The organism is Mycolicibacterium sichuanense (assembly GCF_033741125.1).
GTDB lineage: Bacteria > Actinomycetota > Actinomycetes > Mycobacteriales > Mycobacteriaceae > Mycobacterium.
On the sequence record NZ_JAWQPU010000002.1, the window covers coordinates 491,094 to 504,520 of the forward strand.

The following is a 13,427-nucleotide window of genomic DNA, read 5'->3' on the forward strand; positions in this document are numbered from 1 at the left end:
CGCTACGCCCGGAATCAGTCCGGGCCGTCCCACGTGTGGACGGGCTCGTTGTCGTGCATCCGCTCGCAATACAACCGCAGCATCTCCGCCAGGGCCCGCGGCCGCGCCAGGCCGCGCCGCTGCAGCGCATGCACCGTCTGGATCTGCCAGGCCGAGCCGTTGCGACCCGTCTTCGCCCGGCCCTCGATGACACCCAGGTAGCGGTCGCTGACGTCGGCCGACACGCCCCAGCGCCGCAATCCCTCGTGGGCGAGGGGCAGCAGCTCGTGCAACACCAGCTCGTCGGGCGTCACCTCGCCGAGGCCGGGCCAATAGAGCCGGGCGTCCATGCCGTCGCGGGCCGAGGCCAGGAAGTTGCGTTCTGCCGCAGCGAAACTCAGCTTGCTCCAGATGGGCCGATCGTCATCGGACAGGGCCCGCAGTGCGCCGTAGTAGAACGCCGAATTGGCCAGCATGTCGACCACCGTGGGGCCGGCGGGCAGCACCCGGTTCTCGACGCGCAGGTGCGGTCGCGCCACGCCGTCGACGGTGACAACGTCGTAGACCGGACGGTTCCAGCGGTAGATCGTGCCGTTGTGCAGCCGCAGTTCTGACAGCGTCGGGGTGCGTCCGGCGGCCAACTCGGCGACCGGATCCTCGTCGGACAGTTCGGGAAGAAGCGACGGGAAGTACCTGACGTTCTCTTCGAACAAGTCGAAGATCGAGGTGATCCACCGCTCGCCGAACCACACTCGCGGGCGCACGCCCTGGGTCTTGAGCTCGTCGGGTCTGGTGTCGGTCGCCTGGGCGAACAGTTCGATGCGCGTCTCGGCCCACAGTTCGTGGCCGAAGAAGTACGGCGAGTTGGCTCCCAGCGCCAGCTGCGGCCCGGCGAGCACCTGGGCGGCGTTCCAATTCTGCGCGAACTCCGCCGGTGCTACCTGGAGGTGCAATTGCATGCTGGTACAAGCAGATTCGGGGGCGATCGAGGCCGACTGCAGCGTCAGGCGTTCGGGCCCGCTGATGTCGATGACGATGTCCTCACCGCGGGCGGTGAAGATCGAGTCGTTGAGGGCCTGATAGCGGGTGGACTCGCTCATCCAGTTCGCCGAGAGATGCTCCGGCATCAGCGTCGGCAGGATCCCGATCATCACGATGTGAGCGCCGTTGGAGTTGGCCTTGGTCTCGGCGGCGTTGAGGCTGGCTCGCACGTCACGTTCGAGCTCCACCCCGGAGCGTCCCCCCAGCGGCCGCGGGGGAACGTTGAATTCGATGTTGTAGGCGCCCAATTCGGTTTGGAACGCCGGATCGGCGATCGAGGCAAGCACTTCCCGGTTGCTCATCGCGGGCTGATAGTCACCGTCGACGAGGTTGCATTCGATCTCCATGCCCGTCAACGGATGTTCGCACTCGAAGCTGGCCTGGGCCAGCATCGTCTCGAAGACGTCCAGGCTCTGCTGGACCTTCCGCCGGTACTGCTGGCGGTGTTCGCGGCTGTATTCGGTCTGCGTGACCTCGTCACCCATGGCCGTCACCCATGGCCGTCACCCATAGCCGTCACCCATGGTCCGAGCCTAGCGACGCGACGCCACCGCGACCTGCGGACTGATGAGACCGCCGCGAAGTTCCAGTTCGATGTCGGGGCTGGCGTGTGCGGCCAGTGCCCGCAGCGCCGATGGGCTGTAGGTGCGCAGCGAACTGATGACCCCGTCGTGCACGAAGGGGACGAACGGAGCGAGCGGCAGCATCGTCGCCAACCGCAGCAGGTGCAGCGGCGCCGGCGGCCGGGGCAGGTCGACGATCACCAGCTTGTCGGCGACGCGGGTGCCCTCGGCGAGCACGCGGGAAGCCAGCGCGGGCGGCAGATGGTGAAACGACAGCGCGAACACCGCCAGGTCGAAGGCCGAGTCGGGGGCGTCGACGTCGGTGGCATCCATGGTGCGCACCGCGACACGCGGGTCGCGGCCCAGTGGGCCCGCCGCGATCGCCGCCACGGACTCCGGCGACACGTCGGTCACGGTGAGGCGCGCGGTGGGGTGCATCTCGTGCACCTTCGCCGACAGCCCGCCGTGGCCGGCCCCCAGCTCGAGAATGCGCGGGTCGGGAACCTCGGCCACCTCGTCGAGCACCAGATGAGCGAACCTCTGGTGGTTGCCGAACCACTCCCCGGTCAGCTCCAAGGCCCTGATCACGCTTCGCTTGACCTTCGGATCGACGTCCTCGCGGTCGAGATACTCCTGCCGGTCGGTCTGCAGCAGCCGGTCCAGGCAGGACGCGTCGGGCCCGCCGCGGGGCATGCGGTCGAGGCGGCCGGGGGACGGTGGCACCCGGATCAGCCTGCCGAGATCGCGTCGACGACGTCGGCGGGGAGTGCGATGTCGCGTACCGCGAGGTTCTCCTCCAGATGCCGGACCGAGGACGTGCCGGGAATCAGCAGCACGTTGGGGGCGGCGGCCAGCGTCCAGGCCAGCGCGATCTGGGCGGGGGTGTACCCGAGATCCGCGGCGGCCTTGGTCACCACCGGATGACCGAGGACCGGGTTCTCGGCGGTGAAGCCGGAGCCGAGGGGGAAGAACGGCACGAACGAGATGCCGTGTGCGGTGCAGAGGTCCAGCACCGGCTGGGAGGTCCGGTCGACCAGGTTGTATGCGTTCTGGACGGTGACTATCTCGGTGCGGTCCAGCGCGATGCGCAGGTGTTCGGCGCTGATGCTGGACAGGCCGATGCCGCCGATCAGACCGTCGTCACGGGCGGCGATCATGGCGGTCAGTTGCCGGTCGAACAGGTCGTGGTCGACGGGGCCAACCGAGTTCGGGTCACCGGAGTGGATGCGCAGGTTGACCGCGGCCAGCTGGTCGACGCCCAGCTCGCGCAGGTTGACCTCGATGTCGGCGCGCAGGTCCTCGGGTTCGGCCGCGGGAATCCAGTTGCCCTCGGCATCGCGCCGAGCGCCGACCTTGCTGACAAGCGCGAGATCGTCGGCGTAGGGGTGCAGCGCCTCGCGGATGAGGGCGTTGGCCACGTCGGGACCGTAGAACTGGGCGGTGTCGATGTGGTCGACGCCGAGCTCGACCGCGCGCCGGAGCACGGCGATTGCCTGGTCGTGGTCGCGCGGGGGACCGAACACACCGGGGCCGGGGAGCTGCATCGCGCCGAAGCCGACGCGGTCGACGGTGAATTCTCCGAGCTGAAAGGTCGTCATGAAGTGATCCAACCGCGAAGGGGGCGCATTCAATCCGAATGCGCCCCCATTCGTTGGCGGAATCTTCTACTCGGACTCGCCGAGGATGCCGTAGATCTCGCGGCGGGCGTTGTTGACGACGTCGACGATGCGCTTTTGCTGCTCGGGGTTGGCCGCGAAGAAGGACTGCTTGACCGCGCCCATCAGCTGGCCGACGGCACTGCGCAGGTTCACGGCGCCGGGGTCGGCGCCCTCGGTGATCTCGTCCCACGGGGCCGTCTCGATCTTCTCGGCGGCGGCCCGGCCGGCATCGGTGAGTTCGAACAGCTTCTTGCTGCCGTCACTCTCGGTGCCCACGATGAGATCCTCGTCGACCAGCAGCTGCAGGGTCGGGTAGACCGAGCCGGGGCTGGGCTTCCACAGGTCCTGGCTGCGTTCGGCGATCTCCTGGATCATCTCGTAACCGTGCATCGGTCGTTCGGTGAGCAGCGTGAGGATGGCGGCGCGGACGTCGCCACGCCTGCCCCGGCCGCGTCCTCGACCGCCGCCGCGGGGGCCGCGACCGAAGCCGGGTCCGCCGAAGCCGGGACCGCCGAACGCACGGCCAAAGCCGGGCCCGAAACCGGGCCCGAAGCCGCCTGGTCCGAAGGCGCCGTCGAACGGACCGTCATGGCCGTCGTCGTGGCTGCGGACCGCGTCACGGAACTCGTTGCGGAAGGCCCGTCGGGCGTGGCGCCGGTGCTCGTGGATGGCGCGGCGGTCTACGGGTCCGAAACCGAAGCCGAAGCCGGTCGCCTGGGGTTGGCCCGAGAAGGGGCCGTTGGGGGGTGTGAATGGGGTGTTCATGGGTGGTGTCTCCTTCGCTGGGAAACGCCGAATGCGCTTCCGATACGTTGACGATATATCGGAAACTATCGCGATGCAACCATTGGTTCGCGTCAGGTGAGCGTCAGGGGGTTTGGCACCTGCCCTGCCGCTCGTCGAGGGCCGCGATCAGGGACCGTGCCCAGCGGCCCTCCATCTCCGCTGCGCCGAGGCCGTACTCCAGCGCGCCAAGGCCGAAGAACTCGGCGTCACCGTCACCCCACGGCGCCAGGGCATCACGTAGCTCGCGGAGGCGCTGCAACTCGGAATCGGCGTGCGCGGCGAATCCGGCCAGGTACTCGCGGGCCTGGTCGGCGGGGATCTCGCCAAGGAGGAACACCCGCAGCAGCGACGCGCTGCGATAGGGGGGATCGTCCTGCGGATTGGTCACCCAGCGCACCAGTTCGGCACGTCCAGCCTCGGTAACCCGGTACTCCTTGCGTCCCCGCGGCCCGATCTCGCCCACCTCGATGAGCCCGTCGGCGGCGAGTTTGTTCAGCTCGCCGTACAGCTGGCTCTGGGTCGCGGGCCAGACGTTGGCCATCGAGTTCTCGAACCGGCGCAGCAGGTCATAACCGCTGCCCGGTTGCTGGGCGAGGAGGCCGAGGGCCGCGAAGCGAAGGCTCACCCACCAAGCCTACGGGCCGACATTCCAGTTGTGGAATGTCGGCCCGTACGGGTGTGTCGCAGGGGTTAGATCGACTCGTTCTCCGCGTCGACCAGCGTGGCGCCCTCGGCCAGCGCCAGCGCGGTCATCCGCCACGGTCCCCTGGTGGCCAACGCGTAGTAGATGACCAGCGCCACGCCGCAGCCGATGAACCAGCTGTACTGCGCGGCACCTGCCATGCCGAACAAGACGCCACCCAGCAGCACGGGCGCCATGGCCAGGATGGCGCCGATCAGCGTCGCCACCACCGCCGCCGGGTTGTAGCCGTTCTTGTACCAGTAGTTGGCGGTCGTGGACATGGTGAACAGGTCGTCGACGATGATCTTCTGCTTGCGCACCAGGTAGAAGTCCGCGAGCAGCACGCCGAACAGCGGGCCGATGAACGCGCCGAGCGTCTCCAGCGTGTAGTGGATGACCTCCGGGTTGCCGTACAGATTCCACGGTGTCAGCAGCACCGAGCCGACCGCGGCGATCATGCCGCCCATCCGCCAGCTGATCCGCTGCGGGCTGACGTTGGAGAAGTCGAAGGCGGGGGAGATGAAGTTCGCGACGATGTTGATGCCGATCGTCGCGATGCTGAACGTCAAGGCGCCCAACACGATTGCGGTCACGCTGTCGATGCGGGCCACCGTTGCGACCGGGTCGGTGATCAGCTCGCCGAACACCGGCACCGTCGCCGCCGCGGTGATGACCACCAGCAGCGAGAACACCAAGAAGTTGACCGGCAGACCCAGGAAGTTGCCCTTCTTGACCGCCTTGAAGCTCTTGCCGTACCGAGCGAAGTCACCGAAGTTGAGCATCGGGCCCGAGAAGTAGGACACCACCAGCGCGATCGCGCCGAGCATGATGACCAGTGAGTTGCCCTTCTTCTCACCGCCAAGGTCGAGGCTGACGTGCCAGCCGGACTTCCACAGCAGGTACCCGCAGAGGATGAACATCACGACGTAGACGGCCGGTCCGCAGAAGTCGATGAACTTGCGGATGGACTCCATGCCACGCCAGAAGACGGCGGCCTGTAGCACCCAGAGCAGCGTGAAGCTGCCCCAGCCGAGCAACGACAGACCGGTGAAGCCGTACTGGTCGACGTCGGCGTAGGGCGCCAGTCCCGGGAAGAGCTTGAGTAGCACCACGTCCAGCGCAGCCGACGCGAGGTAGGTCTGGATGCCGTACCACGCCACCGCGATCAGGCCGCGGATGATCGCGGGAATGTTGGCACCAAGCACCCCGAAGGGGCTGCGGCACACCACCGGGTAGGGAACGCCCGCTTGCTGGCTGGGCTTGGCGACCAGGTTGCACAGGAAGTACACGATCGTGATGCCCACCAGCAGCGCGATGAGCACCTGCCAGCTGGCCAGGCCGAGCGCGAACAGGCTGCCCGCGGTGACGTACCCGCCGACGCTGTGCACGTCGGACATCCAGAACGCGAAGATGTTGTACGACGACCACGACTGCTTGGCCAGGGGTGCGAGGTCCTCGTTGGTCAGGCGCGGGTCGTAGTGGTCCTTGATCAGACCGCCGCCGACGGGATGGCCGGCAGCCTCCACGATGTCGCCCGCGGCGACCACGGCACTGGGCGGCGGCTCTTTGACGTCGGTCATCCCTGGCTCCTGCTCTTCGTGCGACTAGTGCATGACGATTGGCAAAAGCTAGCTGGGAGTTGTTGCAGGACCGTTGCGCCGAAGATATATCTTGGGCGCGACCGCGACGCCGTGGTCAGTCGGCCAGCCCCGAATTCGCCGGCAGCGTGGCAACCACCTCGTTGAGCCTGCGGTGGTGCGCGGCGCTGGAGGTCAGCAGGCGGTCGGCATCGCGGGCGAGGAACGCGGCCAGCATCTCCTGGTGGTCCTCGTGTAGCTGGGCACGCTGCGCGTGCTCGACGTGCACCATCACCTGTACGGGTTCGGTTATGTTCCAGGCAGATTCGAGCATGTGGATCAGGCGAAGCATCCCCGACGGACGGGCCAGGCCCATGTGGAAGATGCGGCTCTGCCGGTGATAGGTATGCGGATCGTCGTCGGCAACGGCCTGCTCCAGGCGCCGGTTGGCCTCCGTGACGTGGGCGCAGTCGGCGTCGGTGGCGCGGACGATCGCGGCCGACAGTGCGGCGGATTCCAGCGTCTCGCGGACGATGTACATCTCGGCCAGCTCGCTGGCGGTGAGCTGCGCGACGGCATAGCCGATGTTGGCCTGGTGCGCGACCAGGCCCTCCCCGGTGAGGGTCTTGAGGCTCTCGCGGACGGGGATGTGGCTGACGCCGAACAGGTCCGCGACCTCACCCACCGGGATCGGGGTGCCCGGGGGTACGGCGCCGTCGAGGATGACGCGGCGCAACTCGTCGACGATCGATTGCGCAGCGGGGTCACCGCGGTTGACCGCGAGCTTGAACAGCAGCGCGGAGTGGCGGCGGGCCGACATCAGGCCATCTTCCCAGGAATCGGGCCGGTAGGAGCGGAACCGCCCAACATTCCACTATTGACATGTCACTTCTGGAGTGTCATGGTGGACGAATCAGCCCCTCAGCTCAGGGAGACAGACATGACCGAAACCGACGTCACTGCCGAACGCGCGGAGGCCGAACTGCTTGGCACCGGCGACTTCTACCAGCGCGGCAACTATGCACCGGTCGAAGCCGAACTCACCGAATTCGACCTGCCCGTCGAGGGCGCCATTCCGCCGGAACTCGACGGTTGGTACCTGCGCAACGGTCCCAACCCGCGGCAAGCGACCGGGCACTGGTTCACCGGTGACGGCATGATCCACGGCGTGCGCGTCGAGAACGGCCGCGCCGCCTGGTACCGCAACCGCTGGGTGCGCACCGATAGCTTCGACGACGACTTCCCGCTCTACAACGCCGACGGCACGCGCAACCTGCGCTCGGCGGTGTCCAACACCCACGTGGTCAACCACGCCGGCAAGACCCTTGCGCTCGTCGAGTCCTCGCTGCCGTACGAGATCACCAACGACCTCGAGACCGTGGGGGCCTACGACTTCGGTGGCAAGCTGGTGGACTCGATGACCGCGCACCCGAAGATCTGCCCCATCACCGGCGAGATGCACTTCTTCGGCTACGGCAACCTCTTCGAGCCCTATGTCACCTATCACCGGGTGGACGCCGACGGCGTGCTGACCATCGACCGGCCGGTGGACGTCAAGGCCCTGACGATGATGCACGACTTCGCCCTCACCGCAGCACACGTCGTCTTCATGGACCTGCCGATCGTGTTCGACGTGGACGCCGCCGCCAGCGGGGGCATGCCGTTCCGCTGGAGCGACGACTACGGCGCGCGCCTCGGGGTGATGCGCCGCGACGATCCGTACGGGCCGATCCGCTGGTTCGACGTCGACCCGTGCTACGTCTTCCACGTCGCAAACGCCTACGACGCGGGTAACCGCATCGTCCTCCAAGCCGCACGCTATCCCGAATTATGGCGCCATGATGGTGGTTTCGACGCCGACGCGGCGATGTGGACGTGGACGATCGACCTGTCCACCGGCACCGTCTCGGAGAGCCGGCTCGACGAGCGGGCGGTGGAGTTCCCCCGCATCGACGACCGGCTCGCCGGGCTGCCCGCGCGCTACGCCGTCTCGGTGGGCAAGGACGAGCTGGTCCGCCACGATCTGACCAGTGGCAGCGCGGTGGCGCACCGGTTCGGCGCGGCGGCCACACCGGGAGTGCCCGGGGAGGCCGTGTTCGTGCCTGCGGAGGGACCGGCCGACGAATCATCCGGCTACTACCTGGGATACGTCTACGATCCCGTCCGCGACGGAAGCGACCTGGTGATCCTGGACGCCGCCGACTTCGCCGGCGACCCCGTCGCCACCATCAAGCTGCCGCAGCGGGTGCCCTTTGGGTTCCACGGAAACTGGATCCCGAGCTAACACCGCGCTGACAGCCAGCCGGTCTATCGTGTCCCGATGGCTGTCAAGTGGCTCGACGTACCAGAGGATCACGACTACTCCGCTGCCGCGGACTATCTGAGCCTCGTCGGCGAGTCCGAGGCGACCGCCAAGACGGTGGACGCGCTCAAGTCGGCCCAGACCGAGCCCCGCAAGGCCAAGGACATCCTGCGGGCGGCCGGCCTGCCGCTGCTGCCCGACACCAACGCCCACGTCAAGAGCGACCTGGCCAAGATCGCCGACGGGAAGAAGCTCTCCCCGATCCTGCTGGTGCGGGGCAACGCCGTCGAGGGCGTCCCACTGCAAATCGCCGACGGTTATCACCGAGTCTGCGCGAGCTACCTGGTCGACGAGAACACCCCCATCCCGTGCCGGCTGGTGTCGTGGCAATCGTGACGAGCTGACGTGTCGGGCTTCGGGTTTCACACCCTGGCACTGCTGGTCCTGGTCGGCATGGCGGGGCCGCTGCTGGTGGCCGTGCCCGGCCTGCGCATACCGGTGATCATCGGCGAGCTCGTCGCCGGCATGGTGATCGGCCGGACCGGCTTCGGCGTCGTCGACCCCGGGGACCCCACCTTCACGCTCCTGGCCGACATCGGCTTCGCGCTGGTGATGTTCGTCGTCGGCACCCACGTTCCGGTGCGCGACACCACGCTGCGCGCCGGCATCCCGAAGGCGGTGGCGCGGGCCGTGCTGGTCGGCGTCGTCGCCGCCGTGCTGGGCGTGGTGCTGGCCAGAGCGTTCGGCACCGGGCACGCGGCGCTGTACGCAGTGCTGATGGCGTCGTCATCGGCAGCGGTGGCCCTGCCGATCATCGACGAATTCCACCTCACCGGGGCGCCGGTGCTCTCGGTCAAGGCTCAGATCGCGATCGCCGATGCGGCCTCGATCGTGTTGCTGCCCTTGGTGATCGACCCCTCCCGCGCGCCGCGGGCCGCCGTCGGCGCCGCGGTGATCGCCGTGTGCGGTGGCGCGCTGTTCCTCGTCCTGCGCTACTTCGAACGCCGGGGCACCCGCAAGCGGCTGCGGCAGTACTCCAAGCGGCACCAGCTCGCCCTCGAACTGCGCTTCAGCCTGCTGATGCTGTTCGCACTGGCTGCGGTGGCCACCTCCACGCACGTGTCGATCATGCTGGCGGGCTTCGCGCTCGGCCTGGTGGTCAACGGCATCGGCGAGCCGCGCCGGCTGGCCCGCCAGCTGCTGGGCATCACCGAGGGGTTCTTCGGGCCGTTGTTCTTCGTCTGGCTTGGGGCTTCACTACAGGTGCGCGAGCTCGGTGAACGTCCCGCGTTCATCGGGCTGGGGGTTGCGCTGGGGGCCGGTGCGGTGCTCGTGCACTGTGCGGGAAGGGTTTTCGGGCAGCCGCTGGCGCTGGGCGTGATGGCCGCGGCCCAGCTCGGTGTCCCCGTCGCCGCGGCCACGTTGGGTACGCAGCTCAAGCTGTTGGGCCCGGGAGAGCCCTCGGCGCTGATCCTCGGCGCGCTGCTGACCATCGCGGCGACGACCGTCGCGGGGACCGTCGTGAAGCGGAGTCAGCCCGCCGTGCCGCCCACGGCGCCCCCTGCAGAGGCACCGGCCCGGTAGCCGGCCGGGGCTGACGTCGTCACCATCGCGTGCAACGTGCCGCTCAATGACCGGTTGGCGGCGCTGGATCCACCGGGTCCATCCGCAGCGGACGCGTTGCGGGAATGGCAGGCCTACCCGACCCCGCGGACAGTGTGGAACCACGTTCGAACGGCGGCTCCGCTGCTGGGTTCGGCGCTGATGCTGGTCGGCTCGCATCAGCGCTGACGTTGCGGAACGTCATGGCGACGACGGCCGCCGCGATCAGCACCAGCACGGCGGCGATGGTCGCCGTTGGACCGATGCCGGCGTCGAACGCCCCCCGTGCGGACTCCAGCAACCGGTGGCTCAGCGCAGGAGGCAGCGTCTGCGCGACCGACGTTGCGCCGCCGATGCTCTCGCGGGCATCGGCGCTCTGCAGGTCGGTCAGGCCACCGGGCAGCTCTACGTTGGCGCGGTAGTACGCGGTGAAGATGGTGCCTAGGGTGGCCGTGCCCACGACTGCGCCGAGCTCGTAGGCAGTTTCCGAGACTGCCGATGCCGCACCGGATTTCGCGGGCGGCACCGACGCCACGATGGTGTCGTTGGAGATCGTTTGGGACATGCCGACGCCGATCTCCAGGATGACGAACGACACGATGACGGCCACCACCGTCAGGTCGTGCCGGAAGGCCAGGATGGCTCCGAAGCCGGCAGCGACGAGTACCAGGCCCACCACCATCAGGACGTGGGGCGCGAAGCGCTTCGCGAGTGGCACCACGGCGACACCCGCGATCATCGACAGCACCGCACCTGGCAGGGTGACCAGACCGGCGGCCAGCGGGCTCAGCCCCAGCACCAGCTGCAGGTGCTGGGAGATGAAGAAGATGAACCCAATCAGGCCGACGATCGACAGGAAGTTGGCCAGGATCGACGACGAGAACGGACCGTAGGTGAACAGCGCGACGTCCAACATCGGTGTGGCAGTGCGGCGCTGGCGACGGACGAACAGCACGCCGGAGCCAACCCCGACGACCAGAGCGGCACTGGCCAGCCACGAGACGCCGTCGTGCGCGGTCGACTTGATGGCCCACACGATCGGCAGCATGGTGGTCAGCGTCAGCAGCACGCTGAACGGATCCAGCGGGCCCGGATGGGGGTCCTTGGACTCCGGCACCAGTCGCGGCGCCAACACCAGCAGCGGGAGCAGGATCGGCACGGCGACCAGGAACACCGCGCCCCAGTGGAAGTGCTGCAGCAGAAGGCCGCCGACGATCGGGCCCAGTGCCGACCCGGCGGTGAAGCAGGAGGCCCACAGGGCGATGGCCAGCCGGCGGGCCGACGCATCGGTGAAGATGTTGCGGATCAGCGACAGCGTCGACGGCATCAGCATCGCGCCGAAGACGCCGAGCAGCGCGCGTGCCGCCACCAGGTATTCGGCGCTAGGGGCGAACGCCGCGATGGCCGACACCACGGCGAAGCCGGCGGCGCCGATCACCAGCAGCCGACGTCGGCCGATGCGGTCGCCGATGCTGCCCATGGTCACCAGCAGCGCGGCCAGCACCAGGGAGTAGACGTCGACGATCCACAGCTGCGTGGTCGCGGCGGGACGGAAGTCCTGCGCGATGCTGGGCAAGGCGAAGGCGAGCACGGTGTTGTCGACCGCGATCAACAACACCGGCAGCATGAGGACCGCGAGCGCTACCCAGGCGCGCCGCGGGGTGGGGGTGGACGTCGGGCTGACGTCCAGGTGGCTGGACATTCGAGTGCTCCTATTTCGGGCAAAGCCGGTGACGTCACGGCTGATTGGGATTGATGGTGCCCTGCGTGAGGCTGGCCATGATGGCGTCGACGATCTGCACGCGGGGGGTGCCTCGGCGGGCGGCGTCGTAACCGGCGTTGAGTAGGGCCCAGAACACCAGCCGGGGCCACTCCGGTGGCCCGGGGGCACCCTGGGTGGCCGCCCGGTCGAGCACCTCGACGATCACCTCGTCGCCGGTGTCGAGTTCGGCCGCCAGTTCGGGGTCCGCCAGCAGGGCCGGGTCGTTGTAGACGAACGGCACGATCGGGCCGAGGTCCAGCTGACACTCGACGACGCGGCGCAGGGCCTCGACGGGAGGGCCGCAGTCCGGCTCGGCGTGCGCGATGGCCGCGTTGCTGATGGCGTGCACGTGCAGGGCCAGCGCCCGCAACAGGTCGGAGCGCTCCGAGAAATACCGGTGCAGGGTGCTGCGGCCGACCTCGGCCGCAGTTGCGATGTCCCCGAGCGAGGCGCCGGGGTTGGTGGCCAGCACGGTCATCGCCGCATCGAGGATCGCCCGGCGGGTCCTGGTCCGCGGGCCACCCTCGATCGGCAACGGTGCGCTCATGCCTCTCAATGTAGCACTGATGCGCCAAAGTGAGACAATGGTGTCCCACTCAATCGGGCAGGGTGAACCCCCCTGGTTGGACCGGGCCGGGTGATGATCGTGGTGGTGGTGGTGGGGCGGGCGGTGCCTGCGGTGGTGGCGGGTGCCAGAGCGGCCCCGTGGGAGCCGGGGTGTCGGGGCGCAGCCGGGCGAGCTCGCGGCGGTGCCGCTCGGCCAGTACGGCGGCAAGGATCAGGGGCGCGGGCGCTCCCGGCGGCGGTGGCGGCGACACCTGGGCCACGACGTCGGTGCAGATGCGATGCGCCATCTGCGCGCGGATGGCGGGCTCGAGGCGATCGGCGCGGGAGAGGAACTGCCGGGCCAGCTCGGCTTGTTCGGGCCGCAGTCCGGACAGCTGCAGCGAGGACGCCCACCAGGCGAGCACCGGCGGCATCGGCACGGGCGCTGGCAGCTTCGGCGCCCGCTCGGTGATCACCATGGTGCCGGCGAAGACGTCGCCGAGCCGCTTGCCCTTCGCCGAGACCATGCTGCAGATCACCGCGGGCCCGCCGGCGAACATCCAGATCTCGATGAACCCCGCCAACGCGCGAAACAGCGCCTGGCGGAACCGCTCCGGGCCACCGTCGTCGGAGACGACGCGCAACCCGAGCGCCATCTTGCCCAGCGAACGCCCCCTGGTCGCGGTCTCGAACACGACGGGGTAGCCCACGATGGTCAGGACGGTGAACACGACCAGGACCGCGGCCGACAGAGCTTCGTCGAAGTCGTAGATCGTCACGGCCCACAGCACCACCCCGGCGACGTAGCCGATGCCGATGACCGCCAGGTCGATCAGCGCGGCCAGCGCGCGGACGGGCAACTGCGCGATCTGCACGTCGAGCACCACGGCATCGCCGGTGACCATGGACTCCGGCTGGGCGATCACGAG

General features: G+C 68.5%; 13 protein-coding genes and 1 pseudogene. 4 read left to right on the forward strand and 10 right to left on the reverse strand.

Going from position 1 to position 13,427, the window contains the following annotated elements; genetic code table 11:
• Positions 1-14: 14 nt before the first annotated feature.
• From SBI80_RS09255 to SBI80_RS09285, 7 genes are all read right to left on the reverse strand, one after another.
• Entirely contained in the window at positions 15-1,505 is a 1,491-nt protein-coding gene (locus SBI80_RS09255; protein ID WP_318974159.1) for a glutamate-cysteine ligase family protein, read from the reverse strand.
• Positions 1,506-1,553: 48 nt separating this feature from the next.
• On the reverse strand, positions 1,554-2,276 hold the full coding sequence (locus tag SBI80_RS09260) for a class I SAM-dependent methyltransferase (protein ID WP_318974393.1): 723 nt from the start codon (positions 2,274-2,276) through the stop codon (positions 1,554-1,556).
• Positions 2,277-2,311: 35 nt separating this feature from the next.
• Positions 2,312-3,181, reverse strand: a complete 870-nt coding sequence (locus SBI80_RS09265) for an oxidoreductase (RefSeq protein WP_318974160.1) — start codon at positions 3,179-3,181, stop codon at positions 2,312-2,314.
• Between the two features lie 66 nt (positions 3,182-3,247).
• Positions 3,248-4,006 (reverse strand): PadR family transcriptional regulator, encoded by a 759-nt coding sequence (locus SBI80_RS09270; RefSeq protein ID WP_318974161.1) that lies wholly within the window; start codon positions 4,004-4,006, stop codon positions 3,248-3,250.
• A 103-nt stretch (positions 4,007-4,109) separates the two neighbouring features.
• On the reverse strand, positions 4,110-4,652 hold the full coding sequence (locus SBI80_RS09275; RefSeq protein WP_318974162.1) for a PadR family transcriptional regulator: 543 nt from the start codon (positions 4,650-4,652) through the stop codon (positions 4,110-4,112).
• Positions 4,653-4,717: 65 nt separating this feature from the next.
• Positions 4,718-6,289 carry an NCS1 family nucleobase:cation symporter-1 gene (locus SBI80_RS09280; RefSeq protein WP_318974163.1) on the reverse strand — a complete coding sequence of 524 codons (1,572 nt, stop codon included), beginning with the start codon at positions 6,287-6,289 and terminating at the stop codon, positions 4,718-4,720.
• 115 nt (positions 6,290-6,404) lie between these two features.
• Complete coding sequence (locus SBI80_RS09285) at positions 6,405-7,106, reverse strand: GntR family transcriptional regulator (RefSeq protein ID WP_318974164.1); 702 nt, start codon at positions 7,104-7,106, stop codon at positions 6,405-6,407.
• A gap of 120 nt (positions 7,107-7,226) precedes the next feature.
• Here SBI80_RS09285 and SBI80_RS09290 point away from each other — a divergent pair, with 120 nt between their 5' ends.
• The 4 genes from SBI80_RS09290 to SBI80_RS28225 are packed head-to-tail and all read left to right on the forward strand — an operon-like array spanning position 7,227 to position 10,379.
• A complete protein-coding gene (locus SBI80_RS09290) occupies positions 7,227-8,570 on the forward strand; it encodes a carotenoid oxygenase family protein (RefSeq protein WP_318974165.1) in 1,344 nt (447 codons plus the stop codon).
• Positions 8,571-8,606: 36 nt separating this feature from the next.
• Positions 8,607-8,984, forward strand: a complete 378-nt coding sequence (locus SBI80_RS09295) for a hypothetical protein (RefSeq protein ID WP_318974166.1) — start codon at positions 8,607-8,609, stop codon at positions 8,982-8,984.
• 57 nt (positions 8,985-9,041) lie between these two features.
• A complete protein-coding gene (locus SBI80_RS09300; RefSeq protein WP_413232691.1) occupies positions 9,042-10,172 on the forward strand; it encodes a cation:proton antiporter in 1,131 nt (376 codons plus the stop codon).
• 36 nt (positions 10,173-10,208) lie between these two features.
• A complete protein-coding gene (locus SBI80_RS28225; RefSeq protein WP_413232680.1) occupies positions 10,209-10,379 on the forward strand; it encodes an anthrone oxygenase family protein in 171 nt (56 codons plus the stop codon).
• 4 nt (positions 10,380-10,383) lie between these two features.
• Here the strand turns inward: SBI80_RS28225 and lfrA are convergent.
• The 3 genes and pseudogenes from lfrA to SBI80_RS09315 all read right to left on the reverse strand — a co-directional run.
• Positions 10,384-11,892: pseudogene (gene lfrA, locus SBI80_RS09305) on the reverse strand (efflux MFS transporter LfrA); the annotation flags it as partial.
• Positions 11,893-11,926: 34 nt separating this feature from the next.
• On the reverse strand, positions 11,927-12,499 hold the full coding sequence (locus SBI80_RS09310) for a TetR/AcrR family transcriptional regulator (RefSeq protein WP_318974169.1): 573 nt from the start codon (positions 12,497-12,499) through the stop codon (positions 11,927-11,929).
• A gap of 49 nt (positions 12,500-12,548) precedes the next feature.
• The gene (locus SBI80_RS09315) at positions 12,549-13,424 is read right to left on the reverse strand and encodes an RDD family protein (RefSeq protein WP_318974170.1); all 876 of its coding nucleotides are present in this window, start codon (positions 13,422-13,424) and stop codon (positions 12,549-12,551) included.
• Between the last annotated feature and the right edge of the window lie 3 nt (positions 13,425-13,427).

What these genes read in the sequence shown, in the direction of transcription:
- SBI80_RS09310 (WP_318974169.1), bottom strand. Translation starts at nt 12,499, where the DNA reads ATGAGCGCACCGTTGCCGATCGAGGGTGGCCCGCGGACCAGGACCCGC.
- SBI80_RS09295 (WP_318974166.1), top strand. Translation starts at nt 8,607, where the DNA reads ATGGCTGTCAAGTGGCTCGACGTACCAGAGGATCACGACTACTCCGCT.
- SBI80_RS09300 (WP_413232691.1), top strand. Translation starts at nt 9,042, where the DNA reads ATGGCGGGGCCGCTGCTGGTGGCCGTGCCCGGCCTGCGCATACCGGTG.
- SBI80_RS09255 (WP_318974159.1), bottom strand. Translation starts at nt 1,505, where the DNA reads ATGGGTGACGAGGTCACGCAGACCGAATACAGCCGCGAACACCGCCAG.
- SBI80_RS09270 (WP_318974161.1), bottom strand. Translation starts at nt 4,006, where the DNA reads ATGAACACCCCATTCACACCCCCCAACGGCCCCTTCTCGGGCCAACCC.
- SBI80_RS09260 (WP_318974393.1), bottom strand. Translation starts at nt 2,276, where the DNA reads ATGCCCCGCGGCGGGCCCGACGCGTCCTGCCTGGACCGGCTGCTGCAG.
- SBI80_RS09280 (WP_318974163.1), bottom strand. Translation starts at nt 6,289, where the DNA reads ATGACCGACGTCAAAGAGCCGCCGCCCAGTGCCGTGGTCGCCGCGGGC.
- SBI80_RS09265 (WP_318974160.1), bottom strand. Translation starts at nt 3,181, where the DNA reads ATGACGACCTTTCAGCTCGGAGAATTCACCGTCGACCGCGTCGGCTTC.
- SBI80_RS09290 (WP_318974165.1), top strand. Translation starts at nt 7,227, where the DNA reads ATGACCGAAACCGACGTCACTGCCGAACGCGCGGAGGCCGAACTGCTT.
- SBI80_RS09285 (WP_318974164.1), bottom strand. Translation starts at nt 7,106, where the DNA reads ATGTCGGCCCGCCGCCACTCCGCGCTGCTGTTCAAGCTCGCGGTCAAC.